Source organism: Bacillus sp. SRI_025 (genome assembly GCF_057592095.1).
The window spans coordinates 62223-89115 of sequence record NZ_JBYEGB010000007.1 but is presented as its reverse complement, the minus strand read 5'-3'; the positions used below and the strand labels follow the sequence as shown (position 1 = coordinate 89115).

Genomic DNA, 26893 nt, shown 5'->3' with positions numbered 1-26893 from the left:
CACCTTTTTTTTATGACATTGTAAGAGGGATTTTGATGACGAGCCGTAAATTTGGAGAACGGTAAGTGAAATCCAGTGTACCGTCTGCCTTTTCAACAAGCTGATGAATGATATACGTCCCCATGCCTTGATGATCGCCGCCTTTTGTCGAGCGGCCAAAAGTTTTGAATAAATGATCTAACACATGTTTTTCCATACCCTTTGTGCTGTTTTCACAATGGATTAAAAATAGCCCGCTCCGAATAGAGGTTGTGACCGAAATGCTGCCCTCTTTTCCAGCTTTCTTTGCTTCAATCGCTGCATCTAGGGCATTATCAAGCAGGTTGCCAGTAAAACTAACCTGATCCGCCTTTGAAAAGGGAAGCGATGAAAAGGGAGCTTGAAGGTCTAGTGAAAGTGCAATGTTCTCTTTCTCAGCCCGCTCCAAAAAGATGTGAAGGGTAGAGGCTAAATAGGCATTTTCTCCTTTCATCCATGGGAAATGTTTGACGTATTGCTGAATCAAATCTTTAATCTCATACTCGTCGTTCGACGCCGAAAAGGCATTTAAATGTCTGGCTGTTTCATGATGTTTACTCCGCAGCTCAAGAAGTAATTCGTTGGTTCTAGCTTCTGCGTTTATAAGCTCTTGAAGCCGTCCATTTAACTGTTTCTCTGTCTGCATCACCTTCAATGAGAGGATATCGACTGTCACCATCATGATGATTGCTAAAAGACAGCTCAGCCCATTCTCTTGCGTTAGAAACAGCAAAAAGCCTGCACAGGTGATGAGTATAAAAGCACCTAATATCACATAACCACTCGTATGAGGTAAAAATCTTTTGTACATGAAGAATGTATAAACACATATTACGCAAAAGGTAAGAATCCACAACACAATTGATGATAGCGGTAGAAAGGCTTCAGCAGCTGCATGAAACGCAAGACCTAGCCATATGAGGGCATAAATGCGAAATCCAAGATAGAAAGCGTTCACGTTCGTTCTCCTTAAAAATAGTATTTCTTAAAGAATTCTAATTGCTGCTTGGTCATCATGGCTTTTTTATCTGTCCCTTCAAAAGACACGATAAACGAATTTTTAGCATACGCCGAGAAATTCTTAATGTAATGAATATTGATGATAAACGATCGATGGGAGCGGATAAAATCCTTTTCAGCCAAATCACCCTTTAACTCGTTTAAAGTTTGATATGTCTGGATTTCTCCTGTCGTTGTCACGATAGTTGTTGACCGGCCCGTTCGCTCAACAAAAATGACATCCTTTTTCTGCAGCACATGAATATCTGACTGCTGCTTAATGAGAAGCCGTCCATGAATGCTTTTCTCCTGCTTGGTGGACATATAGCGCTCTAAGCATTTGGCAATTCGATCAGCTTGGTAGGGCTTCATAATATAATCATGTACATTCAAATCAAACGCATGGACTGCATAACCACTGTTTCCTGTCACAAAGACCACATCGACATTCAGTGCGTGAGAGTGAATGAGGTCCGCTAATTCATAGCCGGACATTCCAGGCATTTCAATGTCAGCGAACAACAGATCAATGTCTCCTTGTTTGACCTTCTCATATGCATCCTCTGCTGACTGCGTGACAAAGACAATGTCCACAGCCTCCATTCTGCCCACAATGGCGTGCAGCTTTTCTAAATCTACTCGGTAATCATCGACGAGACCTACTTTTATCATAAAAATCACCTATGACTCTTCTTATTATTTGTCTATTTTACCATTTGTTTTTTTGAAATAGATCATTTCAAGACAGAAAAAGGACGTTTCGCGACATTTTTATATCAGGCAGGCATTATTTTTTCTATCATAGACTTAGAAAGTAAAGTTGAAAGGGGCGAACCAAATGATTACTCTCAGCGATTGCAGCTGCTGGTTTAAAGATAAGAAAAAAGTCGTGAAAGCGATGAAACACATGACGTTCTCCGTGAAGGAAGGGGAAGTCGTTGGCATCCTAGGAGAAAATGGTGCAGGAAAAACGACATTATTGCGCGCCGTAGCCACATTATTAGAGCCTACGCACGGGTCAGTCACTGTCGCAGGCTTTGATACGGTGAAAGAATCAACGGAAGTGAAAAAGCGAATTGGTGTCTTGTTTGGCGGTGAGACGGGGCTTTACGATCGTTTGACGGCACGAGAAAACCTTGAATACTTTGGCAAATTGTATGGCTTAGATCAGCATGAAATCAAAGCAAGAATAGAGGATTTGGCAAAGCGTTTTGGAATGAGACAATATATGGATCGCAAGGTGAAAGGATTCTCAAGAGGGATGAAACAAAAGGTGGCGATTGCCAGAACGTTAATTCATGATCCTGACATTATCTTATTTGATGAGCCGACAACAGGCTTAGATATCACGTCGAGTAATATTTTCAGAGATTTTATCCATCAGCTCAAGCAGCAAAATAAAACGATCCTCTTTTCAAGCCACATCATGGAAGAAGTCAGCCAGCTTTGTGACAGTGTCATGATGATTCATCAAGGAGAGCTTGTGTACAAAGGGACACTTTCAGAATTATATACTCAGGAACAAAGTGATGACTTGAACTATATCTTTATGTCGAAGCTCGCTAGGGGGATTTCATAATGTGGAAAACCGTCTTTTTGAAAGAAATGACAGATGCGCTGAGAGATCGAAAAACGTTGCTCTTAACCGTGCTGATTCCTCTTTTGACCATGCTTGGACTGGTGTTCTTTTATGAAAGCATGATTGCAGATCCAGGGGATGAAGCCTATACAGTCGCCATCAATGAACAGCTTCCAGCCGAAATGAACCAAATGATCAAAGAGGTCAAAAACCTAAACCTTGAAACATTTGATGATCCGCAGCAAGCGGTCAAAGATGGAGAGGCAAATGCTTACCTTGAAATGCCGAAAGAGGCAGGCGATATGCTCAAACAACAAAAGCCATTCGCTATTAAAATCCATGGATATACGACAGATGATGATTCGGTCATCACTGTTCAAATGCTGCAATCATTGCTGGAGCAATATCAAAACCAAGTGGTCGAAAAGCGATTAGCAGCCGATCAAATCGATACGTCCGTTATTCATCCTTTTGAGGTGCAGTCCGTTGATGTAGAAGAAGGGGATGAAGGGGAAAACGGAGTGACCGCTATGCTGTTGTCGATTCTCCTTCCGATGATTTTGGTGACCTCCGTCATCTCAGGAGCTTTGCCGGCTGCGCTTGATATTGTAGCAGGTGAAAAAGACCGGAAATCCATTGAAGCGTTGTTCCTGACACCTGCCAGCAGACTCCAGATTCTCATCGGGAAATGGCTCGCTGTCTCTATGTTTGGTATTTTAAGTGGGATTGTGGCGATCGGTATGTTGCTTCTATCTACTTTGCTCTTTACAGAAAAGCTGAAGCAGGCTCTGAACTTTGGTGATCAAATGTGGAGCATTATCGGCGTCATGTTTGCGGCGCTTATTATCTTCTCCTTCATGGTATCCATGATTGAATTGCTGCTCAGCGTCATTTCGGGCTCAGTCAAAGAAGCACAGTCGTACATGTCCATGATCATTACACTAGGTGTGATCCCAATGTTCTTTACCATGAGAGCAGGTGCTACGCAGCTAGATACGTATTACTTTGCGGTCCCATTCCTTAATATTCATGCGCTTTGTAAGCAACTGATGTTTGGTATCATCGATCCGGTGGCTGTCACTCTGACACTCGGCTCCTCAGCTCTCGCAGTTGTCATCTTGTTTATTATCGTGAGAAGCTTGTTTATGAAAGAAAAGTGGATGCTTGCGAAATAAAGAAAGGAAAACTTGTAGATTTTTTCTACAAGTTTTTTTATATTCGGAGATTCATATAAAAAGGCTCGGGAAAGAATTGTTATGGCATAATGGAAGAGGAAATGACATAATCATCCTATTTTTACTAAAGAGGGGAGGTGGAGATATGTCTTATCAAACAGATGACGATGATGTGTTAGGACTATGTAATATATATGCTCAGCAAACACACCATTTTGAAGCCTTTATTTTGGGAAATAGGAAAGGCTTATTAGAACTAAGAAATGCAATAGACAAGGCTTTAGAAACCGGTTGTTCTACTGCAGCGTTATTCCCTTCTGATTATGAAGGATATGATGTCTATGTTGCTTTAGTAGACGAGGAGCAAAGGTTTAAAAAATTAACGACTCCTTATGTAGAGGAATACGCACAAGAGGAAGATGCGGTTGATCCAATTGAGATCATTAAAGAATATGAAGCTGAAAAGGGGAATTCCTTATAAAGAGATTCCCCTGCTTGTGAACTCGTTTGCTAGTGAATCAAATGTCTATGGATTTGGCTTGTCATTGGGTTTTGTCCAGTACTTGATGTCTTCCAATGCTCTTTCAATGTCATCCATATCGTCAATTCCTAAAGTACTATCAAATTTCGAAGATAGTATCTTTCGTACTTTAGCGAGTCTTTGAGTGACCTCCCACTCATCTATAAATCGTGTGGTTTCTGTTTCATATTCTCCTCTATATGCTTCCTCACCACACTGATGAAATTTTTCACCATAATAAGAACCCATGTTATGCAAAGACAAAAGAATCAAATTCATTTCTTTTAATACCTCTAACATTTCATCACCCGTGTAGGTGATGTTTTGATTAGACTTTAGCATTGACTCCCACCCTTAAAATAAGAAATGTTGATATACGCCGCAACCAATACGCTTGTGTTCATCATATTAAAAAAACCCCCGGGATCGGGGGTTTCAGCGTGTAGACAAACCCTCGCATTCTTTGTCAGTTCTGCGCTCCGGTGCTCACGAATGTCAAATTCGCTCCGCTCCGGTGCTCGCCCTTCCTAGACTGCAAAGGTTTTCTATCACGCTGAAAAGAAGACAAAGGGCTAAAATAAAGATCATTTTAGCCCTTTGTCAACAATCTGAAACCCCCGGAATCGGGGGTTTTTCTTTAGTTCTTGATGAATTTCTCAACTAATGAGCTTGTTTTGTAGTCGTTCAAATCAAGTTTCCATTGGTCGATATCATTTTTCTTCATGTTCACTTCTACTGTTTCTTCAGAAGATGATGGTCCTAATTTTTTAAATTCATCTGGATAGATAGAAAGTAGATATTTCTGTGCATCATCATAAGATGCTGAACGGTTTTTGCTGTAGAACTCAGTCGCTTTCTCTTTCAAACGATCGACAAGCGGGCTTGCATCAATCGGTGTAAGAGTCACAGTCACGACAGCTTTATCACCACTGATCGCTTTTGTTTTTGTTGATACTTTTGATTTTTCAGCTAATGTTTCTTTTACTGCTTTTAAAAGCTTATCAAGGTTTTCGTCCTTCGCTGAGCTAGAAGAAATACCTGATGAAGTGATATAACCTTGTTTGAATGATTTATCGAATTCATTCACAACAGTTGATTTGTTATCACCTGTTAGTTTTTCGAAATCGTCGTTTTTCTTACCAAAAATCATCACATCAATATAAGAAGAAAGAGCTTTTGCAGATGCTTGTAGTGTATCTGCTTTTTTCATTAAGTCTTTTCCTTTAATATCGAATTCTAGTGTTTTGTCATCTTTTTTCGATCCACTGCCTGGCTCTGTGTAAACAAGCTGATAGTCCTTGTCTTTGTCAACAACAAAGAATAGACCGCCTTTTGTTACTTTGTCTGCATTTAAAGAGCTTGAAGATAATACTTCGTTGTAGTCATCTGGAGAGATCGTAGATACCTGTGCGTCATCTTGGTAAAGTGTGAAGTTGCTTTTATCAACATTGAGAGGCTCTTTGCTGATATTTTTTACAGATACATTCACTTTTAGTACATACTGATCATCCTGTACAGATGTATCGTATTGAGGTGGTAATGTGTACTCAGCACTTTCTACCTTTACTTCTGCTGCATCAAGAGATTTTTTGGTATCGTTTTCTTTCGCAGCTGTTTTGTCTTTACCACCACTACAAGCGGCAGCGACAACAGTTACACACAAGATCAGAAGAAACAGGGATAATTTCTTTTTAAACATGTCGTGTTTTCCTCCTCGGGTTTATGGTGAATTTCATTGAAAAGCTGTAGTTCATATCGTTCTTTTTGCACAAAAAGAAAAATACTGTATGTTTTTTACTGTAGAATGAAGCGAAAGTACTGTCAATACCTCAGTGCGTTTCCGAGGTTGATTGGCTTCAAGTAGTAAAAATGACACTAAGTTGAGAGGAGAAACTTGTAATTTATTATTTGATATCTCCTGTAGAAACTCAACATTTTATATTTTAAGGTTTTGAGTCGGATTATTGAATAGGTTCAAATGACTGTTTTTGAAGATGATGTCGCAATTAGAAGGATTTTTATGACTTGTAAATGAGTATATAGTAATGAATATTTTTTCCTGCTATGTGGATGATCACTTGGTTTGTGTGTTGTTGACAGCAAGACACATGTCCAGCAAATTTAGACAGGCTGCCGACACTGAACGTGCTTTTTCATGTCAAAATGGCAGTCATCTACACAGAAACGCTACATAAAATAAAAGAGAAACGAACTGGAGGTGGATGTATGGCAGTGGTAAGAGCGACAAGCTCTGATATTGATTTAATGGCCAGACTGCTGAGAGCGGAGGCAGAAGGTGAAGGGAAGCAAGGGATGCTGCTCGTAGGAAATGTGGGCATCAATCGGCTGCGTGCCAACTGCTCTGACTTTAAAGGGCTGCGTACGATTCCACAAATGATTTATCAGGAGCATGCATTCGAAGCGGTCACGCATGGGTACTTTTATCAACGAGCACGAGAAACTGAAAAAACACTTGCGCGGAGAAATATTAACGGAGAACGTTTTTGGCCGGCAAAATTCAGCCTTTGGTATTTTAAACCGCCTGGCAATTGTCCGGCGACATGGTACAATCAGCCGTTTGTGGCAAGGTATAAGTCGCATTGCTTTTATCAGCCAACCGCCGAAACGTGTGAAAATGTCTATAACACCTTTTAGCTTGATGAAACGCACAACCCTCTTAGAGTACGAATGCAGAGGGTTGTGTTTTTGTTATTTCCAAAATGGGTAACCATTGTGTATCAACAAGATGAAGCACGTGAATGGAGGAAATGAAGATGTATCAAGATTTAAAAGGGAAAACAGCCATTGTCACAGGTTCTTCAAAAGGAATTGGACAAGCGATCGCATTGCGGTTTGGACAAGAGGAAATGAATGTGGTTGTGAACTATAAAGGAGATGAAGATGGTGCTGAAGAGACGGTACAAGCCATTCAGAAGCACGGAGGCAAAGCGGTGAAAGTACACGCAGATGTCTCCAAAGAGGAAGGCATCCAAGCCATCATGGATACAGCATTGGAACATTTCGGTACAGTAGATGTATTCGTCAATAATTCAGGCTTCAACGGCGAAGAAGCGCTGCCGCATGAGATGACGCTGGAGCAATGGCAAAACGTCATCGATGTGAACATAACAGGTGCATTTTTAGGCGCAAAGGCTGCGCTTGCCTATATGATGGAGCATGACATCAAAGGATCTATTTTAAATATTTCCAGTGTCCATCAGGAGATTCCGCGCCCATTCAACGTTCATTATTCCACTTCAAAGGGCGGAATGAATATGATGACAAAGACGCTGGCTCTTGATTATGCAGAATCAGGTATTCGAATCAATGCCATTGCGCCAGGTACCATGGCAACCGAATCAAATGATGATTTGCAGGATGAACAGAAAAAACAAAAGCAGCTTGAGAAAATTCCGATGAGGACCTTTGGTGAACCGAAGGAGATTGGGTCCGCTGCGGCATTCCTCGTTTCTAAGGAAGCGGCATATATCACAGGCACCACCTTATTTGTGGATGGTGGAATGACACTTTATCCTTCTCAAATCAGTGATTAATCCGAAAAACATCCGCCTGTTCAGCCGGCGGATGTTTTTTGTTCGTAGCGTTGTGTAGCTTTGGCTCGTTTGCCGAGCAGCATCGGGTACTTGCTCAGGAAGGAGATACATGGCACCATGAGCAGCAATGTGCCGATCGTATAAAAAAGTGTCCAAGAGAGCTGCGCTGTATCAGCAATATTGATACCAAGTCCATAAAAAACAAATGCTTTCATGATATCAATGCCGGCAAACTGCAAGACAAGAATGACAATAGAATTTCGTCCTAGATACGTCAAAATAGGGGATGTTTTCAATTTAAAGCTTAAATAAATCACGGCAGCTGAACCGAGCAGAGCACATGCATAGAAAATAAAGAGATCACCGTAGTCGTTGACGCGCATATCGATCCGTGAATTAAAGCTCTGCATGTAAGCCGTCAGCACAAGCAGACCTGTACATAAAAGAAGGGTTGGATCTGTTTTTAATTCCACAAACCACTGCTTTGCTAAAAATCCAATCGAATAAAACACAACAGCCGTCAAGGCAACATTAGCATTCCAAGGAAGACTTTGATCTAAAAGCAAGGTAGAGGCATATCCAGCACCTCCGCAAAGAATAGTCAGCAAGATTAAGGCAGCAGGTCTCCCTTTTGAAAGACGATGCATAAAGAAAAATAAAATTTCCACTAAAAAGAGTGTCGTTAAAAACCAAATCGCTGGGTTATGTGTAAGTCTTGCTTCATCTGCATTGGATATGAAAATACCTGTAAACGGAACGAAAGGGTCGATATCCGTTTGTCCCTTGAATGCAAAAAAACGAGTAACGGAGAACCAAAATACATACGTAATGATGGAGAAATAGAGATAGGGCAGGAGTAAGCTTTTGGCTTTTTTCTGAATAAATGACAGAGCAGGGGATGAGGATGATCGAAACATCATGCCTGATAGTAAAAAGAAAAGCGGCATATGAAAAGAGTAAATGAATTGCTTGAGCGAATCTGGAATGGGCACATGCGCCATAACCACGAGCAGAATGCCGATTCCTTTAGCTGCATCTACCCAATCGAGTCTCTTTTTCATGTCCTGTCATCTCCTTTTTCTCAGCTTCGTAAACCGTTCATTGAATATGTACCTCTACTATATAAAAGGTACACCTCTTATGCGTTTACAGTTCGCTAACGATTAGAAGACACATTTGCGATTAGATGACAGACGGAAGGATTTTGACATCTTGATGTTACATTTCCCATTTTTTATGACAATGTAAAAAAAGAAGCCTGAAAAGCTGGCTTCAAAATAATTCTGCTATTCGCTTGTAGGAGCGTTGTTTTTCAATCGGATCAAAGGAATTGTTCAGAATCATGATGTCATCCGTTTGATAGCGGTCCATCAAGGTCTGTAATTGCTCTTTCACCGTTTTCTTCGAGCCGACAATCATCCGCTGGCGGTTTTGCAGCACTTTTTTCTTTTCCTGTGTGGTGTAGTGATAGGCACTTGCTTCTTCTATAGAAGGAACGCGGCTGTCCAGTCCTTTTTCAACACGCAGCAGCCATAAATCTGTACTGCTGGCGATCCGGTCTGCTTCTTCATCTGTTTCACCGCAGATGACAAAGACGGCAAACATAGATTGTGGCTGCCTAGAAAAGACAGATGGAGAAAAGTGTGATCGATACGTCTCAAATGCTTGTTTGCCGCGTGCAGGATGAATAAAGTGGCCAAAAATATAGTTGATTCCAAGCTTCGCCGCCTGCATGGCACTATTTTCTCCTAGTCCAAGCAGCCAAACCGGCGGATGAGCATCAACAAGCGGAGCAGCTTTCACACCTGCATGCGGATGACCAGAAGGCAGGCTGTCTGATAAGTAAAAAAGAAGATCCTTCAGCTGGCGGTCAAACTGAGACAAATCTTTATGCACGCCGTCCGTCAAAGCGAGTCTCGTCCTTTCGATCCCACCGGGGGATTTGCCGACTCCGATCTCAATCCGTCCAGGATAAAGGGCTTCAAGCTGCCGCGTGACCTCTGCTACTTTAAAAGGACTGTACTGAGGAAGTAAAATGCCGCCAGATCCGGTACGCAAGGTCGATGTATGAGCCGCAATATGAGCCATTAATATTTCAGGCGCCGTACTAGCGAGCCCCCTTGTGCTGTGGTGTTCAGCGAACCAATAGCGCTCATACCCAAGCGTTTCAGCCAGTTGAGCCAGCTGCGTTGTATGAATCAATGTCTCCTGAGCAGACTGACCTTTAGGAATGGCGACTTGATCTAATATATGAAGTGATGGCATCATCAACATCCTTTCAACAACATGCTGAATATAAGTATAAAGAAATCAATGGGTGGAAGGAAACGAAAGGGTTTATCCTTTGAACACATGCTTTTATCTTTTCTATATCAACATATGAAACCACATCTTACGCTCCTTATCAGCAAGAGCTGCTCACCGGGAACTTTCGACAATGTTTCACATGAAACACTTCATTTACGACATGAACTATTTTCAATGTGCATCTTTCTTTAAAAAAATATAAAGTGTTTGAAACCTATCTTGAACATAGATCGTATATACTAGTAAATAGAAAAAAGAGTAAGAGGCTCCAATGTCATTTCATGAATTTTGTCGAATTTTCATGTATGATGATTTTAATAGGGTCCATCGCTTAATAAATAGATTTTTATTATGCTGGAGGAGTGATTGATTTGGCGATTACATTAGAAAAAGGTCAACGTATTGATTTAACAAAAGGGAAAGCAGGGCTAACGAATATTCTTGTTGGACTTGGCTGGGACCCTGTATCACAAGGCGGCGGGTTTTTAGGAAAGCTGTTTGGCGGCGGAGGCGGCGCTGATGTTGATTGTGATGCTTCAGTGCTCATGCTGAAAAATGATAAGTTTACGGAAAATAAAGATTTGATTTATTTTGGCAACCTAAAAAGCAAATGCGGCAGTGTTGAGCATACAGGTGACAACCTGACTGGTGAAGGAGACGGAGATGATGAACAAGTCCTCGTCAACTTGAGCAAGGTGCCGGGTAATGTGAATAAATTGGTGTTTGTCGTGAACATTTATGATGCCCTTAGAAGAAACCAACACTTTGGTATGATTCAAAATGCTTACATTCGCATCGTTGATCGTTCAAACAATCAAGAATTAGTGAAATATAATTTAAAAGATGACTATGCAGGAAAAACATCGTTAATCGTCGGAGAACTTTACCGTCAAGAGAATGAGTGGAAGTTTGCGGCTCTTGGAAATGGTACAAATGATGCGAAGCTTGCCGATATTACGAGAAACTACATTTAAACAGAAGGGAGAGGTTCCTAGTGGGAATTTCTTTAGCGAAAGGTCAAAAAATTGATTTAACAAAAACGAATCCGGGTTTAACAAAAGTAGTCGTTGGTCTTGGCTGGGACGTCAATAAGTATGACGGCGGACATGACTTTGATCTAGACGCAAGTGTATTCCTTTTAGATGCAGCAGGTAAAGCAAGCTCTCCATCTGACTTTGTCTTTTACAACCAAACAACTGGCGGAGGCGGCAGTGTCGTACATACAGGCGATAACCGCACTGGTGAAGGGGACGGAGATGACGAGCAGGTCAATGTTGACCTTGCAGCTGTACCAGCAAGTATTGAGAAGATTTCATTTGTCATTACCATTCATGATGCAGAAGCGCGCAGTCAAAACTTCGGACAAGTGTCTAACGCATATGTACGTATTTTAAATGCGGCTTCGAATGAAGAACTCATTCGCTACGATTTGGCAGAGGATTTCTCAATTGAGACAGCCATTATTGTAGGTGAATTATACCGTCATGGCGGGGAATGGAAATTCTCGGCTGTCGGATCAGGCTATCAAGGCGGTCTTGCACGCATTGCAACGGACTTCGGCTTAGATATCGGATAACGATAGCTTCCTATTTTCAAAGACAGGAGAGATACGAATATGGCGATTCAGCTTTCAAAAGGACAACGTGTCGATTTAACTAAAACCAACCCAGGGCTGACGAAAGTGATGATCGGTCTGGGCTGGGATACGAATAAATATTCTGGCGGAGCCGAATTTGATTTGGACGCATCGGCTTTCTTGGTAGATGCAAACAATCGTTGTCAGCAAGATACAGATTTTGTGTTCTATAATAACCTTCAGCATCCGAGCGGCAGTGTCACTCATACAGGTGATAACCGGACGGGTGAAGGAGATGGAGATGACGAGCAAATTCTCGTTGATTTCTCGAAAATTCCTGCTAACATTGATCGTATCGGAATTACAGTTACGATCCATGATGCAGAGACGCGCAGCCAAAATTTTGGACAAGTCTCTAATGCATTTGTTCGTGTTGTAAATGAAGAGGGCGGGGAAGAATTGATTCGCTTCGATTTAGGCGAAGACTTCTCAATTGAAACAGCTGTTGTGGTATGTGAATTGTACCGACACGGAAGTGATTGGAAGTTTAACGCGATCGGAAGCGGATTCTCTGGCGGACTTGCAGCTCTTTGTCAAAATTATGGGTTAGAAGTGTAACTAAGAGAAACAAATCAATTCAAGAGGTGCTGTCAAAAACTCATATGAGGGCCTTTTCCAAAGTGAGAAAGAAACAGCGATCAAGAATAGCAGCAGGCGAAAGCCTGCTGATGCTTCTACACTTATAGGAGGAAAACCAGTTGGACATTTTGAAACATATGTTGGATACATATGCCTCGTTTTTTGATTGGCATATGTGGGCAGAGGTGTTAACAGACCCTGTCTCTTGGGGGCTTATTGGGACGCTTGTCGTGCTTGAAGGATTGTTATCAGCAGATAACGCACTTGTATTAGCCGTGATGGTGAAACATTTACCGGAAAAGCAGCGTAAAAAGGCATTAACCTACGGATTAATTGGCGCTTATTTCTTCCGTTTTCTATTCATTGGCGTAGGGATGCTGCTTATTAAATTCTGGTGGATTAAGGTTCTTGGAGCTGCTTACCTAGCATGGCTTGTCATTAAGCACTTCTGGTTAGGTGATGGCGATGATGAAGCGAAGGAATTGAAAAAAGAAGGCTGGTTGATTCGGGTATTTGGTATATTCTGGGCAACCGTTATCTCTGTAGAAATTATGGACCTTGCCTTCTCGGTTGATAGTATTCTTGCAGCATTCGCTGTATCTGAGGAAGTATGGATTCTTCTATTAGGCGGAATGCTTGGAATTCTCATGATGCGTACAGTGGCACAGTTGTTCCTTGTTCTTATTGACCGTATCCCAGAGCTCGAGAATACAGCGTTTATTCTTATCGGGATCATTGCGATCAAAATGGGCTTGAGTGCTGCTCACATTGAAATCCCGCATCTTGTATTCTTTGCAATTATTATCCTAGCATTTATCGGAACGTTTATTGTTCATAAAATCAATAAGAAGAAACATCAAGGTGTAACAAACGAAGCTGCGGCTTCAAAAGAAGAATAGGACGATCAAAAAGGAATGGAGTTGATTAGCGGCTCCATCCTTTTTTGAATCATCAAGTCATTTGTTCGATTTTCTCTCAACAACAGGAGGTGGCACAGCATGCGGTATTTTCAGTTTTTATCAGAGGCGAAGCAGCACGATATTTTTTTCAAAAGGCCGGTGGCGATGCATTTGATGACGCCAAGGCACATACTTGCGCATGCATTAGGTGCTACTTTGTATATGCCTGCAACAAGACAGGATATAGCAGACATGCTGCTGTCGCAGAAATATGAAGCGCTTTGCTCTGTTGTATTTTGTTTAGAGGATGCCATCGGTGATCAAGAAGTGGAAATGGCTGAGCAGAATCTAGTGGTACAACTCGCCAAACTGTCGGACAAATTGACGCATACGCCTGAAACGGCTGAACAATTGCCGCTTTTATTTATTCGGGTTCGTTCACCGAAGCAGCTGCTTGAAATGGCAGATTTGCTAGGTTCATCTCTTCATTTATTGACGGGTTTTGTATTTCCGAAGTGTTCTATTCATAATGCGAAGGATTATTTGGACAGCTTGAAACAGGTTTCAGCACAAACGAAGACAAAGCTGTACGGTATGCCCATTTTGGAAACACCCGATTTATTAGAAAAAGAAACAAGATATACGGTGCTGTCTGAGTTAAAGCAGATCATGCTGAATGATGAAGAATATATTTTGAATATTCGTATTGGGGCAACGGATCTTTGCGGCTTATATGGCATTCGCCGTGACCGTGACACCACCATCTATGAAATCAGATTGATTGCTGATTTGATCACAGATATGATCAATTATTTTGGCCGTTCCTTTGTTGTATCAGGTGCAGTATGGGAGCATTTCGGCCCTGCACGAAAGGAACAAAAACCATTCATCCGTGCGCTTTCTAAGGGCGGTGAGCTGTTCTTATCTGAATTCGATGACGTACAAGGCTTACTCAAGGAGACAAGACTCGATGTAGCCAATGGCATACATGGGAAGACAGTGATCCATCCAACACATCTCAAGCCAGTGCAAAGCATGTATGTTGTGACAAAGGAAGAGTACATGGATGCATTAAGTATTTTAGAACATGCTGACGGCACAGTTGGCGTAATGAAGAGTGCCTATTCTAATAAGATGAATGAAACGAAGCCGCATTACAGGTGGGCAGAGCACATATTAATTAAGTCAGACATTTACGGGGTGTTTCATGAAAATAGAAGCTATATCGACATACTCACAGAATCAGAAGCGGCATACGCTGAACATCTTGGAACATATGGAGGTTGAGCTTGACCTCAAAGAAGGGGCGCTCCAGCTGGAGAAAGAGCATCTTTTTGAGATGGCAGCAAGGGTGAACAAAAAAAGAGCCTTTTTATTCGTTAGTAAGGTGCTTGGAAAGCATATTCCTGTTCATCCAGTGAAACCGCTCCTTGTCTCGGGTCTTTTAGCGATGGCATATGCCAAAGAGCAAACGGGACAGACGCCTCCGTACCAAGATTTTCTTGTAGAGGCACTCAAGACGGATGATCACGCGGTGTTAACGGCAGCCTATGAAACACTCAAAAAAGAAAAGCTAGCAGCTGGCAATGAGCCTGTCGTCATCGGCTTTGCGGAAACGGCAACAGCCCTTGGACATGGTGTGTATGATGTGCTAGAAGGCGCATCTTACATTCATACGACACGTGAACAGCTGCTGGGTCTTGACCCGTCATTGGTATTTGAAGAAGAACATTCGCATGCAACAGACCAGCTTTGTTATGCAGATGAAGCATTACTTCGCACAGACCGCCCCATCGTGTTAGTAGATGATGAAGTCACGACAGGCCGTACAAATATCAATATCATTCGTGACCTTCATGCAAAGTACCCGCGGCATTCTTATACCATTCTTTCCATCTTGGACTGGCGGACGGAGGAGCATGAGAAAGCCATGTGCCAGCTTGAAGAGGAGCTCGGAATTCACATCACATCATTGTCTTTATTAAAAGGGCAGATGGTCTTTCGAGGCAAAACGCTCGATGAGCCAGCTTATTCGTATGAGATTGCGGAGCAAGAGAAGCGGCCAAGTCTCTCTTTTCATTCTCTTCAATCTTTCTTTAAGCAAGTGCCGTATTCACTTTCTCATGCAGCAAATTCGGCTGGTCATTCGCCATATATACATGAAACGGGCCGTTTTGGTTTAAACGCAGCAGATACGGAAGCACTCGACCAAGCAGCTGCTGAAGCGGGATTGAAGCTGCGGCAGGAACGCAAAGGAAAACAAACACTCTGCTTAGGGACAGGTGAGCTGATGTATGTACCGATGAGACTGTCTGCACATATGGGTGAAGGCGTTCGCTTTCATTCAACAACGAGAAGTCCTATTCACCCAGTCGAAAAGGATGGATACGCTGTCCAAAATGGGTTTACCTTTATGAATCCAGAAGATGCCCGAATTCAGCACTACGTGTACAACATTCCAAAAGGTGAATATGATGATGTATTTCTCTTTTTTGAGAAAAAGGTCTCTCAGGAGGCATTGCTTCCGCTTATTCATTTATTTGCCGAGCGGCATGTGAAGCATGTGCATATTGTGACTTTATCAGACGAGGTGAAGGTGAATGGCTAACGTGTATACAAAGATGGGAAGCTATCCAGAGCAGGATGTAACCTTCTTACTCAAAGATTTATCCTCTATTGAGATGGAGAAAAGTACAGAAGAGCGGGAGCGTTCCATTCAGAGTGGTGCGCATTATTCAGAAATGCTGCCAATTGAATATAAACCAACTGAATCTTATATGACTTTATTCTATCAATCTCTTGAAGAAAGTAAGGAAAAGGTAGCCGAAGCAGTAGCTGTTGTAGCAGAACAGATTGTGAAGAAGCGAGGCTTCAAAACCGTGCTTTGCAGCTTGGCGCGTGCAGGAACACCGATCGGGGTGCTAATCAAACGATATATTCGAAAGACATATGGTATCGATCTGCCTCATTACAGCATCTCTATTATTCGCGACCGCGGAATAGACGAGAATGCACTGCATTATATGCTGAAAGAACATCCAGGCTTTGAAATTGCTTTTATCGATGGATGGACTGGAAAAGGTGCGATTTCGAAAGAGCTCGAAAAAGCTGTGATTGATTTTGAAAAAAAGTATGGCGTGCGTCTTTCGAGTGAGCTGGCTGTGCTGGCTGACCCTGGCTATTGTACACATGTATATGGAACGAGAGAGGACTTTCTCATTCCAAGTGCCTGCCTGAATTCGACGGTATCAGGGCTTGTCAGTCGTACGGTACTAAACAACCGCTGGATCAATGCCGATGATTTCCATGGGGCAAAGTATTATAAAGAGCTGCTTGATGAGGATGTGTCCAATCTGTATGTGGATACGATTGAAGAAGCATTTTCCAGCCTCGGCCCAAATGTACAAGAGAAAGCAGAAACCATACTTACGCAAGGGACGCCGGCAGATTGGCGCGGAATGGCATCCATTGAAGCAATCGGTCAGGAGTTTCAAATTAAAAATACACATTTGATTAAGCCGGGTGTTGGTGAGACGACCCGCGTGCTGCTTAGAAGAATCCCGTGGAAAATCTTGATTCAGCCTGGATCTCAGGAAAAGCTGAAGCATATTTTGCTTTTGGCTGAGGACAGAGGCGTTCCTGTCATTGAATATGCCAATATGTCCTACACGTGCTGCGGGTTAATTCGCCCGCTGGAGCAAACGTCATGAAGACATATGCATTTGCCAGTGATTTAGACCGAACGCTGATTTACTCACATCGAGTGCTTGACCAGTATGCGTATGAAGGAGAGTATGATTTAGTTGAGGTGCTGGACGAACGGCCGCTTTCCTATATGTCTGTTGAAACGAAAAGATCCTTGCAGACGATTCATCAATCAGGCTGGTTCATTCCAGTGACGACAAGAACGACTGCACAGTATGAACGGATCACCTTCTTTCAACAAGAGCTTCAACCGGAGTATGCTGTCACAACAAACGGGGGCTGTATTCTTCACCATGGCAAGCCGCTTGAGGATTGGCAGGCCATTGTTGATGAGAGACTTAGGGAGTGTATGCCAGTCAGAGAGATGCTGAGGGCGATCTCCGAACTTCCGGTTGCGGCTTGGGTGAAGCGTACCCGTACAGCAGAGGGAAGATTTCTTTATTTGATTATGAAAGATGAGTATCTATCTCACATACCGCTTGCTGAATTGAAGCTGTGGGGTGAGGAGAGAGGCTGGCAGGTTTCTCTTCAGGGACGGAAGCTTTATTTTATTCCACAGCCGCTTAATAAGTGGGATGCTGTTGCTTTTATAAAGGATAGGCTGCAGCTTGAATACGTCTATGGTGCGGGTGATTCCCTGTTAGATGTGGGGCTCATTCGTCAATCAGATAAGGGCTTTGCCCCAAGGCATGGAGAAGTTCTCGACTTTGACCCAGAACTTGAGCCGACAGCAGCATCTGGCATGGCCGCAGCGGATGAAATCACCGCTTCTGTCATCGAGCAGATGGCGAAGGCAAAAAAGCCTTCGATTCGATAGCAGAAGTAGAAGGCTGAATGATATGATAGTAGTAGCTTTCTAGAAAATATAGGAGAAAGGAAGGAGCGGCGTGAGTTATAAAGAAATCAATGTCACCCAAACACGGGCGGAGCAGGAAGCCTGGAAAAACGTGCTGAAAAAGCCGCTCCCTGAAAGAGACGGTTATGTAAAGGACGAGCATACGTTGTCCTTGCCGCGTCTCGCCGCCCGGGTCCTTGGAACTCCGCATGATGCAACCGATTATTTTATTTATTTACATGAATTATACGAAACAGAAGGCATGCATATTTTAAGTGAAACGCTCAATCGTCATATTGAGCCAGAGCATTTTCAAGCGTTGCAGCGTATTCATTTGATTAACCAAGAAGAAAAGGGATTGTCCGTGAATCGCTTTGTGGCTTTTTTAGATGGTGAACAGCTGATTGTACGCCATCCAAACCCTGTGATGAACCGGCATATCCGTCTTTCATTGATCAAGGTGTTTGAGCATTTCAAGCAGCTGCATGAGGGTGGATTTCAGCATCCTGATTTCCGCCGGGTCTTGCTGGATGTCGTGAAGTTTTCAAATAACCATCTAGGTCCATGGCTGAAGGAAGTCAATATAGAAGAAAAAATGCCGGCTGTCATTTGGTATGGAGAGGCGAATAAAAGTCAGCTTTATTTTCTTTACTATGTCATGCTGATTGGCTGTGATGTTGTGCTATTTCATCCAGAAGGCGTGGATTCGTTTCGCGAATTAGATCCAGAAGAAAAGCTGACTTTTATTGATCAGTACCCGGGGACTTCAAAGCTTGAGCCGTTCCCTACTGAAAAGCCTGAGAGGAAATCAACGGTGGCGTACCGCTCGACAAGAGAGCTTGAAGAGGTGCTTCACACGGAAGATTCAATGCTGTATAAGCCGTGGCAATTCAGAGATCATACTCCTCATTCTATTACGCTGAAGACAACGTATGATGAGCTGTTTTTAATTGCAAAGGAACGATCCTTTATCCGCCCGAATTTCAAAGCAGACCGGGACACGATACAGATTCCGAATCTTTTTGCGAAAATGATGGGTGTCACACGAGACAAGCGTGAATACTGGGATCGCATTTACACGTTAATGGAGGGGAAAGAGACGAAGACCATTCGCCATTTTCCTTTTACAAAAGAAGTGACTTCGAATTATCAATTTCATTATCAGCATGCACTTTCTGCTACTGGAGAGATTGATCCTGAATTATTAATGAAAAGCAATGTGTGGCAGTTTTCTCATCTATATGAGGGCGCGCAGCGTGCGATAGCAGAGGCGATATCTCGAATCTGTCAGCATCCGAAGCTATTAAAAGAAGGCAATGAAACCGAATTAGATGTCCGCATTTATTTATTCAAGCAGATTCTGCATTTGAGCCAGGATCTCATTGAACTGATTCAAACCTTTGATTATGCACAAATCGTACCGAAAGTGATTTTATACCATACGGAATATAATGGGGAGCTGACTCGTTCTGATGCGGCCGCCCTGATTTTCCTAAATGAAATGGGTGTGGATCTCTTCGTATATCATCCGGCGGGATATCAGTGTATCGAACGGTATATCGATGACCAATTATTTGATACCCATTGGCTTGATGAGATGGTCATGAACCAGGAGTTTAAAGAGCCGTCCATCGTTAGAAAGTTATTTCAATCCATTAAAAACCGATAAGGAGATCAAAGCTTATGACAAATACAAACGGAAATGACATCATTTCAATTGATAAAGAGGAAATCACGATTGAGAAGGCAGACGATATTCGCGTTCAGCTTCGAAACGAACCAGAAGTGCAAAATATTGCGAGACAGATCGATGCAAAAAATCAGCTTGAGCTTCTTGAATACGGAAAACAGCCAGCCGTTGAAATCTCTAAGTTCTCTGATCGTATCCTTTCAATGATGCGTTCAACAAGCGTCACTGACTCAGGAACAATGCTGACGCAGCTTGGTAAGATTATGGATCGCTTTGATAAAAATGATTTTGACGAGCCGAAGGGTGGTTTGTTGTCAAAAATCTTTAAACGCGGCGGCAGCATGATTGAAAAGATTTTTAGTAAATATCAAACGCTCGGTGCTGAGATTGAAAAAATTAATGTAGAAATCAGTAAATATAAAGATGAAATGACCAAATCGACTGTGACGCTTGAAGAAATGTATGAGCATAACATTCAATACTACATGGAGCTTGAAAAGTATGTCGTAGCCGGTCAAATGAAAATTGAAGAATTAAAGCAATTGGTTCCTTCATATGAAGAAAAAGCAGCTAGTGGAAACCAGCTGGCACAAATGGAACTTGATACGCTTCGTAATGGGATTCAAGCGCTTGAAGAGCGTGTATATGACCTTGATATGGCAAGAATGGTCGCGCTTCAAACGGCACCGCAAATCCGTTTGCTTCAGCGTGGGAATACAAAATTAATCGGTAAAATCAACTCTGCCTTCATTATCACCATTCCAATCTTCAAAAATGGGATCATTCAAGCTGTGACAGCGAAGAGACAAAAGCTTGTCGCTGATTCCATGAGTGAGCTGGATAGAAGAACAAATGAAATGCTGAAACGAAATGCTGAAAACATTTCAAGTCAAAGTGTGGAGATTGCCAAATTATCCGGCCGTCCAAGCATCGACATTGAAACGATCGAATCTTCCTTTAATACAATTGTACAAGGGATGAAAGAGACGAAACAGATCGAAGAAGAGAACAAGCGATTACGTGAAGATGGAACAAAACGTATGCTTGAGCTTCAAGATAATATTAAGCGGGCTGCCCTAGAGTCCTAAAAAAACGAGCTGTCTGTAACTAAAGTTGCAGGCAGTTTTTTTGTGAATTTAAATAAAATTTGAGAAAAAAGGTTTTTATGTGACCATTTTCGGGTAAATCATGTTCAGGGGAATGGTTCGCCCATGATTCAAAAAAACTGCTATGACGAGGATTCGACTTATTTTTTAGCACAATTAGGAATTTCCAGTAAAATATTGTCTGGTGAGAGGAAATACCCCGTAAAATATGTAGTTTATGAAGCATTCTATAGGATTTACGAGTAATACGGCGTATAAACTCTAATGACCAGACCTCTATATGGAATTCATACATATTGTGGGGAAATAAGCGAATTCTAAAGATTGTTCGCATCATAACGCTTATGTTACGGTTATAAAGATGCTAATTTGGAGGGAAAATATGAATTCTGAAGAGAGAAATATCAAAATCAAGATAAATAATGTATCTAAAATTTTCGGTAAAAATGCTAAAAAAGCATCTCAAATGCTTGAAAACGGGAAAACAAAAAGAGAGATCCTAAAAGAGACCGGCGCAACAGTTGGTGTCAATCGAGCAAATTTTGATGTTTATGACGGCGAGATATTTGTCATCATGGGGCTATCAGGGAGCGGAAAGTCCACACTTGTGCGGATGCTAAACAGGTTAATCGAACCAACCTCCGGTGAAATTTATATTGATGGGGATATGATAACAAATATGTCAAAGGATCAATTGCGTGAAGTCAGACGGAAAAAGATCAGCATGGTTTTCCAAAACTTCGCATTGTTCCCGCACCGTACAATTCTTGAGAACACAGAGTATGGTCTTGAATTGCAAGGTGTAGATAAAGAAGAGCGCAGACCAAAAGCGCTTGAATCTTTAAAGCTTGTTGGACTTGAAGGCTTTGAAGAGCAATACCCAAATCAATTAAGTGGTGGGATGCAGCAGCGTGTTGGATTGGCACGTGCGTTAGCAAATGACCCTGACATTTTATTAATGGATGAAGCATTCAGCGCACTAGACCCATTAATTCGTAAAGATATGCAGGATGAATTGCTTGAGCTTCATACATCTGTAGGAAAAACGATCATTTTCATTACCCATGATTTAGATGAGGCGCTTCGTATTGGCGACCGCATTGTGCTCATGAAGGACGGAAATATCGTTCAAATCGGAACACCAGAAGAAATTCTAATGAACCCATCGAATGAATATGTTGAACGCTTCGTTGAAGATGTTGACCTTTCTAAAGTATTAACCGCTGGTCATATTATGAAACGTGCAGAAACAGTTCAGATTGACAAAGGGGCACGTGTTGCGCTTACGCTCATGAAAAACCTAGGGATTTCGTCTATCTATGCGGTAGATAAGAAAAAGCATTTATTAGGTGTCATTTCTGCCCAAGCAGCGAAGAAAGCAGCAGAAACGGGAGCGTCGCTTGAAACGGTTCTCGATAAAGAATTTACGACAGTGTTGGAATCTACGTATTTGACAGAGATCTTTGATGCGGTGTCTGATGCGAACATTCCGATTGCCGTTGTCGATGAGAAAAACAGAATGAAGGGCATTGTGGTCCGAGGTGCATTGATTGGTGCATTATCAGGAAATGATGAGTATATCAACATGTCTTCTAACAAGCTAGAGGAAATTAAAGCACAAGAGCCTTCTGCACAGGAGGTAGAATAAGATGTTTAGTATGAGTGATTTACCTAGAATTCCGTTTGCGGAATATATCGATCAATTTGTTGACTGGTTAACATTAACGTTTGGTGGTTTCTTTGATGGCATCACAAATGGATTAGCAGGAACAGTAAATGGGATTGTGGCTGCACTTGGCGTCATTCCATCCATTATTTTAACCCTTATTTTTGCCGGTATTGCTTGGTGGATCAGTACAAGAGGAGTTGCTCTTTTCACACTTATTGGATTTTTACTGATCGACTATTTAGGCTACTGGCATCCAATGCTTCAAACACTTGCGCTCGTTTTGACCGCTGTGGTCATTTCTATTGTGATCGGGGTTCCGATCGGTATTTGGGCATCACAGAAGGAAACTGTGCGTAAAATTGTGACACCTATTTTAGATTTAATGCAGACAATGCCTGCATTCGTTTATCTATTACCAGCTATCTTCTTCTTTAATATTGGGGTTGTTCCTGGGGTTGTGGCATCGGTTATCTTCTCTATGCCGCCAACGATCCGTATGACCATTCTCGGTATTAAACAAGTACCGGCTGATTTAATTGAAGCAACCGAAGCATTTGGTTCAACGACATTCCAGCGTTTATTCAAAGTTCAGCTTCCACTTGCAACAAAAACCATCTTAGCTGGTATTAACCAAAGTATCATGCTGGCTCTATCAATGGTCGTGATTGCAGCAATGGTAGGTGCACCAGGACTTGGTTCAGAAGTATATAGTGCGGTAACCCAGCTGAAAACAGGTATTGGTTTTGAAGCAGGTATTGCCATTGTTATTGTGGCGATTACACTTGACCGTATTACACAAAACATTAAAACGAAAAAAACCAGGGGGAATGCTTAATGTGGAAAAAGTCTCTCTACATTGGGATGACCGCCCTGCTTGTCTTTTTACTAGCTGCTTGCGGCGCGCAGACAGATTCAAATGCGAGTGCAGCACAGCAGGTGAATAAAACTATTATCGGAATCGATCCAGGTTCAGGGATTATGGCACTGACAGATCAAGCGAAAAAGGATTACGGCTTAGAGGATTGGACGGTTGTGTCTGCATCAAGTGCAGCTATGACAGCAACACTCAAAAAATCTTACGACCGTAAAAAGCCAATCATCATCACTGGCTGGAATCCACACTGGATGTTTTCCCGCTATGATTTAAAATATTTAGATGATCCAAAAAAATCTTACGGTGAAGCGGAAGAAATTCATACGATTTCACGTAAAGGCTTTGCAAAGGATCAGCCGGAAGCAGCCAAAATGCTTAGTCAGTTTAAATGGTCTCAAGATGACATGGGCGAAGTCATGATTGATATTCAAGATGGTGTGAAACCAAAGGATGCTGCCATAAAATATGTGAAAAAACATAAAGACCAAGTAGCGAAATGGACAAAAGGCGTGAAAAAGTCGAATGGTGGAAAAGTCAATCTTGCCTACGTTGCCTGGGATAGTGAGATTGCAAGTACCAATGTTGCAGCAGAAGTATTGCGTGAACTCGGGTTTAATGTGACTTTGACTCAGGTTGAAGCAGGTCCAATGTGGACAGCAATTGCAACCGGAAGTGCGGATGCTTCATTATCCGCTTGGCTGCCAAATACGCATAAAACGTATGCAGCGAAGTTTAAAGGGAAATATGATGACCTTGGTACAAGTATGAAAGGCCTTCGAATGGGGCTAGTTGTTCCGAAATATATGAAGAACGTAAACTCCATTGAAGATTTGAAAAAATAGTCAATGATGTAGTGGTTCCCTTATAATAGAAGGGAGCATGTGGAAAAAGCAGTCTGCTCAAAAAGCGGCTGCTTTTTTCTTATATAGAAGGATGGAGTTGTCGTCGATGATGGATAGGTCAATCATGATTTTTCTGCATGGTGGAGGAGTAAGCAGCTGGATGTGGCAGGAGCAGGTTGAAATATTTAAGGACACGTATGAATGCTTTGCCCCTGATCTCATTGGACACGGGACAAGAGCAAAAGAACAGATATTTTCAATGAATGAAAGCGCTCAAGAAGTCATCTCATGGATCAAGGAAAACGCGAATGGCCGTCAAGTGATTCTGATTGGATTTTCTTTAGGTGCGCAGATTGCCGTTGATGTGTTATCAAGAGAGCCAGATATCGTAGACATCGCTGTCATCAATAGCGCCCTTGTGATGCCTTTGCCATGGCTCCATTTCATGGTGAGACCGCTCTTGCCACTGACGTATCCATTATTAAAGAAAGATTGGTTTATCCAGCTCCAAGCTGAAAAGATGGGGCTCCCGCAACATGTACTGCCTCATTATGCGGCGGAATCGAAACATTTGCAGAAGAAAACCCTTCTTACGATGTTTCAAGAAAACCTCCATTACAGGCTCCCAGACACGTTTCAGCAAGCAAAGGCACGCATTCTTGTCACAGTGGGAGAAAAAGAAAAAGGCATTATGACACGCTCAGCAAAAAAAATAACAAATTCACATCCGAAGGCAACAGGCGTCATCGTTCCCGGTATTGGACATACATTTACTTTTGAGAGAAAAGAACTTTTCACAGAAATGATCAAAAGCTTTATAGAGGCACGTGCATTACCAGTGGAATTAAAGGAAATCCAGTAGCCGCGCCCATCAATAAGTGAAGATAAGCATAAAAGAGGCGGTGGTCTCTTAGAATCTGTATGATATAGGTATAAAACGCTTTCAGTTTGTGTGCCATAGAAGGAGGAGCTATGAGTAAAAACTATATCATATTCGGTGCAAGTCAAGGATTAGGAGATGCTTTTGTAAAGGGTCTTCCTTCAAGTGGAGATACAGTTTGGATTGTGTCAAGAAGTGAACCAAGTAGTTTGAGCATAGATGACGGTGTACATAGAATTTGGCTGAAAATCGACTTATCAAGCCAAACGCATATCCCTTATATGCTCGAAGCACTGGAGAACAAGACGATTGATGTACTGATCTATAACGTCGGTTTATGGGAAAAACGAGGCTTTGAAGACGATTATTCCTTTGATCACGATCAGCCAGAGGATATTGCGCACTTAATTAATGTGAATGTCACCTCAACCATTACGTACATCCAGGCACTGCTTCCGCACGTAAGGAAATCGGAGAATGGGAAAATCATTGTGATTGGCTCAACGGCTGGACTCGATCATACAAACCTGCCGCAAGTCTCGTTTGTTGCATCTAAATTTGGCCTGCGCGGAATTGTGAATGCGCTGAGAGAGCATGTGAGAAAAGATAAAATATCTGTTACCTGTATCAATCCAGGAGAGCTGGCGGCAGAGGTTCCGTATGAAGAGGGAGCCGAAAAGGCGATTACTCTATATGACGAAACGAGAATCCCTGTCCAGGATATTGTGGAGCTAGCTAGATGTGTGATTCATTTATCAAGAGTATCTTGTGTGAAAGAAATCAACGTTCCAGCCATGACAGATTTGAATGCGTAAAATATTGCGACCACCCGCCCTAAAGAGAAGGCGGGTGGCTTTTTCATTTTATGATGAATGCTGCTGGAGTGTTTGATAGACAGCTTCGGTCAAAATCTCAATGCCGGTAAAGATTGCAGAGCGGTCGAAGGTCATGTACGGATGATGAAGACCTGGCTTTAAATCACAGCCTAAACCGAGCATTGTAGATTTGATATGCGGAAGCTTTGCTGCATAAAAGTGAAAGTCTTCTCCACCTGTTGTGACGATTGGGGGATCAAGCTGCTCTTGTCCTAAAACCTGTTCAATCGCATGAGACATGATCTGGACAGCTTCCTCATTTAAGGTTGCGGCAGGCAGACGATGGTCTGTTGAAAGTGTAATGGAAGCACCAAAGGCATCCGCTACAGAATGAACTGCTCTTTCAATTTCTTTTTCTAGCTCATCCATTACTTCGTTTGTTTGCGCCCTTACATCTAATGTAAATGAAGCTTTGCCTGGGATGATGTTTGAGCTGCCCCCGCCAGCATGTAAATTGGTCATTTTCACAGAATGGGCGACTCGTGGATCGACATGGATATGCGCGAGTCTCTGCACGAGGGTTGAAGCCACTTCGATTACGTTGATGCCAAGGTGTGGACGTGCACCGTGCGCTTCCTCTCCAGTAATTGTGCCGACATAATGATTACTTGATCCGTGCAAAATAGCAGGAGCGCAGCGTCCGTTTAATGTTTCTTGAATTGGGCGCACATGTACGCCATATAAGTAATCGACATCTGCCAGCACACCTTTTTCAATCATTTTCAGCGCACCGCCGCCTCTTTCCTCGGCAGGCTGAAAGATGAAACGAATTGTGCCGTTCGGGCGTTCTTTTTCCTTTAATGCCATAAAGGTGCCAAGAGCCATTGTCATGTGTGCATCGTGGCCACATGAATGATTGGCTTGAAACTCTCCATCTACTTCCTGCCAAAGTGCATCAATATCGGCTCTCACAGCGACCACTGGTGCGCCTTCTCCAATTTCACCGATCACCCCTGTACAGTCGTCAAATGTTTGAGTTTTGCAGCCTAATTTTTTCAATATATCTTCAATATAAGCAGTCGTTTCTGTTTCTTCCCAGCTGATTTCTGGGTGGGCATGCAAGTGTTCAAAGATGTCTGTCACGGTTTGTTTCATTTCGTTTGTCAAAGTTGTCATGAAGAGCCTCCTTGCTGACAGATAATCTGCCAAAA

27 protein-coding genes are annotated in these 26893 nt (G+C 42.4%); 20 read left to right on the top strand and 7 right to left on the bottom strand.

Annotated elements, in window-relative coordinates; translation table 11 throughout:
- Nucleotides 1-10: 10 nt before the first annotated feature.
- On the bottom strand, nucleotides 11-976 hold the full coding sequence (locus AC20OE_RS17190) for a sensor histidine kinase (protein WP_058837263.1): 966 nt from the start codon (nucleotides 974-976) through the stop codon (nucleotides 11-13).
- An 11-nt stretch (nucleotides 977-987) separates the two neighbouring features.
- Entirely contained in the window at nucleotides 988-1689 is a 702-nt protein-coding gene (locus tag AC20OE_RS17185) for a LytR/AlgR family response regulator transcription factor (protein WP_039176235.1), read from the bottom strand.
- A 166-nt stretch (nucleotides 1690-1855) separates the two neighbouring features.
- Here AC20OE_RS17185 and AC20OE_RS17180 point away from each other — a divergent pair, with 166 nt between their 5' ends.
- The 3 genes from AC20OE_RS17180 (at nucleotide 1856) to AC20OE_RS17170 (ending at nucleotide 4252) form a co-directional block, all read left to right on the top strand.
- Complete coding sequence (locus AC20OE_RS17180) at nucleotides 1856-2596, top strand: ATP-binding cassette domain-containing protein (protein WP_039176238.1); 741 nt, start codon at nucleotides 1856-1858, stop codon at nucleotides 2594-2596.
- Nucleotides 2596-3771: an ABC transporter permease gene (locus AC20OE_RS17175; RefSeq protein WP_041088911.1), complete on the top strand. Its 1176-nt coding sequence runs from the start codon at nucleotides 2596-2598 to the stop codon at nucleotides 3769-3771. The genes AC20OE_RS17180 and AC20OE_RS17175 overlap by 1 nt, the downstream gene beginning before the upstream one ends.
- Before the next feature lie 145 nt (nucleotides 3772-3916).
- Nucleotides 3917-4252, top strand: a complete 336-nt coding sequence (locus tag AC20OE_RS17170; RefSeq protein ID WP_039176243.1) for a hypothetical protein — start codon at nucleotides 3917-3919, stop codon at nucleotides 4250-4252.
- Between the two features lie 45 nt (nucleotides 4253-4297).
- Here the strand turns inward: AC20OE_RS17170 and AC20OE_RS17165 are convergent, their stop codons facing one another.
- Nucleotides 4298-4633 (bottom strand): hypothetical protein, encoded by a 336-nt coding sequence (locus AC20OE_RS17165; protein WP_039176245.1) that lies wholly within the window; start codon nucleotides 4631-4633, stop codon nucleotides 4298-4300.
- Nucleotides 4634-4928: 295 nt separating this feature from the next.
- Nucleotides 4929-5990, bottom strand: a complete 1062-nt coding sequence (locus AC20OE_RS17160) for a DUF4352 domain-containing protein (protein ID WP_039176247.1) — start codon at nucleotides 5988-5990, stop codon at nucleotides 4929-4931.
- A 527-nt stretch (nucleotides 5991-6517) separates the two neighbouring features.
- Between AC20OE_RS17160 and AC20OE_RS17155 the strand changes: the two genes are divergently transcribed.
- Together AC20OE_RS17155 and AC20OE_RS17150 are read left to right on the top strand one after the other, a co-directional pair.
- Nucleotides 6518-6946 carry a cell wall hydrolase gene (locus AC20OE_RS17155; protein ID WP_039176249.1) on the top strand — a complete coding sequence of 143 codons (429 nt, stop codon included), beginning with the start codon at nucleotides 6518-6520 and terminating at the stop codon, nucleotides 6944-6946.
- 119 nt (nucleotides 6947-7065) lie between these two features.
- A complete protein-coding gene (locus tag AC20OE_RS17150) occupies nucleotides 7066-7845 on the top strand; it encodes a glucose 1-dehydrogenase (protein WP_487269044.1) in 780 nt (259 codons plus the stop codon).
- A 20-nt stretch (nucleotides 7846-7865) separates the two neighbouring features.
- Here the strand turns inward: AC20OE_RS17150 and AC20OE_RS17145 are convergent, their stop codons facing one another.
- Together AC20OE_RS17145 and AC20OE_RS17140 are read right to left on the bottom strand one after the other, a co-directional pair.
- Nucleotides 7866-8906, bottom strand: coding sequence for an acyltransferase family protein (locus AC20OE_RS17145; RefSeq protein ID WP_039176257.1), 1041 nt, complete (start codon nucleotides 8904-8906; stop codon nucleotides 7866-7868).
- 211 nt (nucleotides 8907-9117) lie between these two features.
- Nucleotides 9118-10110, bottom strand: a complete 993-nt coding sequence (locus AC20OE_RS17140; RefSeq protein WP_369879077.1) for an LLM class flavin-dependent oxidoreductase — start codon at nucleotides 10108-10110, stop codon at nucleotides 9118-9120.
- Nucleotides 10111-10523: 413 nt separating this feature from the next.
- Here AC20OE_RS17140 and AC20OE_RS17135 point away from each other — a divergent pair, with 413 nt between their 5' ends.
- The 15 genes from AC20OE_RS17135 to AC20OE_RS17065 all read left to right on the top strand — a co-directional run bounded on the left by AC20OE_RS17135 (nucleotide 10524) and on the right by AC20OE_RS17065 (nucleotide 25682).
- A complete protein-coding gene (locus tag AC20OE_RS17135; protein WP_039176264.1) occupies nucleotides 10524-11126 on the top strand; it encodes a TerD family protein in 603 nt (200 codons plus the stop codon).
- A 20-nt stretch (nucleotides 11127-11146) separates the two neighbouring features.
- Nucleotides 11147-11728 carry a TerD family protein gene (locus AC20OE_RS17130; protein ID WP_039176267.1) on the top strand — a complete coding sequence of 194 codons (582 nt, stop codon included), beginning with the start codon at nucleotides 11147-11149 and terminating at the stop codon, nucleotides 11726-11728.
- A gap of 39 nt (nucleotides 11729-11767) precedes the next feature.
- Nucleotides 11768-12346 carry a TerD family protein gene (locus AC20OE_RS17125; protein ID WP_034664245.1) on the top strand — a complete coding sequence of 193 codons (579 nt, stop codon included), beginning with the start codon at nucleotides 11768-11770 and terminating at the stop codon, nucleotides 12344-12346.
- 140 nt (nucleotides 12347-12486) lie between these two features.
- Nucleotides 12487-13266 carry a TerC family protein gene (locus AC20OE_RS17120; protein WP_039176272.1) on the top strand — a complete coding sequence of 260 codons (780 nt, stop codon included), beginning with the start codon at nucleotides 12487-12489 and terminating at the stop codon, nucleotides 13264-13266.
- Between the two features lie 99 nt (nucleotides 13267-13365).
- On the top strand, nucleotides 13366-14553 hold the full coding sequence (locus AC20OE_RS17115) for an HpcH/HpaI aldolase/citrate lyase family protein (RefSeq protein WP_487269043.1): 1188 nt from the start codon (nucleotides 13366-13368) through the stop codon (nucleotides 14551-14553).
- The gene (locus AC20OE_RS17110) at nucleotides 14543-15874 is read left to right on the top strand and encodes a phosphoribosyltransferase family protein (protein ID WP_487269068.1); all 1332 of its coding nucleotides are present in this window, start codon (nucleotides 14543-14545) and stop codon (nucleotides 15872-15874) included. The genes AC20OE_RS17115 and AC20OE_RS17110 overlap by 11 nt, the downstream gene beginning before the upstream one ends.
- Nucleotides 15867-16976 (top strand): cysteine protease StiP family protein, encoded by a 1110-nt coding sequence (locus tag AC20OE_RS17105; RefSeq protein ID WP_099662864.1) that lies wholly within the window; start codon nucleotides 15867-15869, stop codon nucleotides 16974-16976. The genes AC20OE_RS17110 and AC20OE_RS17105 overlap by 8 nt, the downstream gene beginning before the upstream one ends.
- The gene (locus AC20OE_RS17100; protein WP_099662865.1) at nucleotides 16973-17788 is read left to right on the top strand and encodes an HAD family hydrolase; all 816 of its coding nucleotides are present in this window, start codon (nucleotides 16973-16975) and stop codon (nucleotides 17786-17788) included. The genes AC20OE_RS17105 and AC20OE_RS17100 overlap by 4 nt, the downstream gene beginning before the upstream one ends.
- Nucleotides 17789-17858: 70 nt before the next feature.
- On the top strand, nucleotides 17859-19475 hold the full coding sequence (locus tag AC20OE_RS17095) for a YceG family protein (RefSeq protein ID WP_372556181.1): 1617 nt from the start codon (nucleotides 17859-17861) through the stop codon (nucleotides 19473-19475).
- A gap of 14 nt (nucleotides 19476-19489) precedes the next feature.
- Nucleotides 19490-20584: a toxic anion resistance protein gene (locus AC20OE_RS17090; RefSeq protein ID WP_034283225.1), complete on the top strand. Its 1095-nt coding sequence runs from the start codon at nucleotides 19490-19492 to the stop codon at nucleotides 20582-20584.
- Nucleotides 20585-20984: 400 nt separating this feature from the next.
- Complete coding sequence (gene opuAA, locus AC20OE_RS17085) at nucleotides 20985-22250, top strand: glycine/proline betaine ABC transporter ATP-binding protein OpuAA (RefSeq protein WP_039176292.1); 1266 nt, start codon at nucleotides 20985-20987, stop codon at nucleotides 22248-22250.
- 10 nt (nucleotides 22251-22260) lie between these two features.
- A complete protein-coding gene (gene opuAB, locus AC20OE_RS17080) occupies nucleotides 22261-23106 on the top strand; it encodes a glycine/proline betaine ABC transporter permease subunit OpuAB (RefSeq protein WP_039182966.1) in 846 nt (281 codons plus the stop codon).
- The gene (locus tag AC20OE_RS17075; protein WP_039176296.1) at nucleotides 23106-23987 is read left to right on the top strand and encodes a glycine betaine ABC transporter substrate-binding protein; all 882 of its coding nucleotides are present in this window, start codon (nucleotides 23106-23108) and stop codon (nucleotides 23985-23987) included. The genes opuAB and AC20OE_RS17075 overlap by 1 nt, the downstream gene beginning before the upstream one ends.
- 106 nt (nucleotides 23988-24093) lie before the next feature.
- Entirely contained in the window at nucleotides 24094-24849 is a 756-nt protein-coding gene (locus AC20OE_RS17070; RefSeq protein WP_231730792.1) for an alpha/beta fold hydrolase, read from the top strand.
- A 110-nt stretch (nucleotides 24850-24959) separates the two neighbouring features.
- Nucleotides 24960-25682, top strand: a complete 723-nt coding sequence (locus tag AC20OE_RS17065) for an SDR family NAD(P)-dependent oxidoreductase (RefSeq protein WP_059374366.1) — start codon at nucleotides 24960-24962, stop codon at nucleotides 25680-25682.
- A 48-nt stretch (nucleotides 25683-25730) separates the two neighbouring features.
- Here the strand turns inward: AC20OE_RS17065 and AC20OE_RS17060 are convergent, their stop codons facing one another.
- A complete protein-coding gene (locus AC20OE_RS17060) occupies nucleotides 25731-26858 on the bottom strand; it encodes a M20 peptidase aminoacylase family protein (RefSeq protein ID WP_059374368.1) in 1128 nt (375 codons plus the stop codon).
- Nucleotides 26859-26893: the final 35 nt, after the last annotated feature.

Excerpts from the sequence above, each read along its gene's own strand:
- AC20OE_RS17105 (WP_099662864.1), top strand. The coding sequence starts at position 15,867 with ATGGCTAACGTGTATACAAAGATGGGAAGCTATCCAGAGCAGGATGTA.
- opuAB (WP_039182966.1), top strand. The coding sequence starts at position 22,261 with ATGAGTGATTTACCTAGAATTCCGTTTGCGGAATATATCGATCAATTT.
- AC20OE_RS17110 (WP_487269068.1), top strand. The coding sequence starts at position 14,543 with ATGGAGGTTGAGCTTGACCTCAAAGAAGGGGCGCTCCAGCTGGAGAAA.
- AC20OE_RS17070 (WP_231730792.1), top strand. The coding sequence starts at position 24,094 with ATGATGGATAGGTCAATCATGATTTTTCTGCATGGTGGAGGAGTAAGC.
- AC20OE_RS17100 (WP_099662865.1), top strand. The coding sequence starts at position 16,973 with ATGAAGACATATGCATTTGCCAGTGATTTAGACCGAACGCTGATTTAC.
- AC20OE_RS17090 (WP_034283225.1), top strand. The coding sequence starts at position 19,490 with ATGACAAATACAAACGGAAATGACATCATTTCAATTGATAAAGAGGAA.
- AC20OE_RS17155 (WP_039176249.1), top strand. The coding sequence starts at position 6,518 with ATGGCAGTGGTAAGAGCGACAAGCTCTGATATTGATTTAATGGCCAGA.
- AC20OE_RS17075 (WP_039176296.1), top strand. The coding sequence starts at position 23,106 with ATGTGGAAAAAGTCTCTCTACATTGGGATGACCGCCCTGCTTGTCTTT.
- AC20OE_RS17060 (WP_059374368.1), bottom strand. The coding sequence starts at position 26,858 with ATGACAACTTTGACAAACGAAATGAAACAAACCGTGACAGACATCTTT.
- AC20OE_RS17065 (WP_059374366.1), top strand. The coding sequence starts at position 24,960 with ATGAGTAAAAACTATATCATATTCGGTGCAAGTCAAGGATTAGGAGAT.
- AC20OE_RS17175 (WP_041088911.1), top strand. The coding sequence starts at position 2,596 with ATGTGGAAAACCGTCTTTTTGAAAGAAATGACAGATGCGCTGAGAGAT.
- AC20OE_RS17125 (WP_034664245.1), top strand. The coding sequence starts at position 11,768 with ATGGCGATTCAGCTTTCAAAAGGACAACGTGTCGATTTAACTAAAACC.
- AC20OE_RS17145 (WP_039176257.1), bottom strand. The coding sequence starts at position 8,906 with ATGAAAAAGAGACTCGATTGGGTAGATGCAGCTAAAGGAATCGGCATT.
- AC20OE_RS17150 (WP_487269044.1), top strand. The coding sequence starts at position 7,066 with ATGTATCAAGATTTAAAAGGGAAAACAGCCATTGTCACAGGTTCTTCA.
- AC20OE_RS17115 (WP_487269043.1), top strand. The coding sequence starts at position 13,366 with ATGCGGTATTTTCAGTTTTTATCAGAGGCGAAGCAGCACGATATTTTT.
- AC20OE_RS17160 (WP_039176247.1), bottom strand. The coding sequence starts at position 5,990 with ATGTTTAAAAAGAAATTATCCCTGTTTCTTCTGATCTTGTGTGTAACT.
- AC20OE_RS17140 (WP_369879077.1), bottom strand. The coding sequence starts at position 10,110 with ATGCCATCACTTCATATATTAGATCAAGTCGCCATTCCTAAAGGTCAG.
- AC20OE_RS17180 (WP_039176238.1), top strand. The coding sequence starts at position 1,856 with ATGATTACTCTCAGCGATTGCAGCTGCTGGTTTAAAGATAAGAAAAAA.
- AC20OE_RS17170 (WP_039176243.1), top strand. The coding sequence starts at position 3,917 with ATGTCTTATCAAACAGATGACGATGATGTGTTAGGACTATGTAATATA.
- AC20OE_RS17185 (WP_039176235.1), bottom strand. The coding sequence starts at position 1,689 with ATGATAAAAGTAGGTCTCGTCGATGATTACCGAGTAGATTTAGAAAAG.
- AC20OE_RS17165 (WP_039176245.1), bottom strand. The coding sequence starts at position 4,633 with ATGCTAAAGTCTAATCAAAACATCACCTACACGGGTGATGAAATGTTA.
- opuAA (WP_039176292.1), top strand. The coding sequence starts at position 20,985 with ATGAATTCTGAAGAGAGAAATATCAAAATCAAGATAAATAATGTATCT.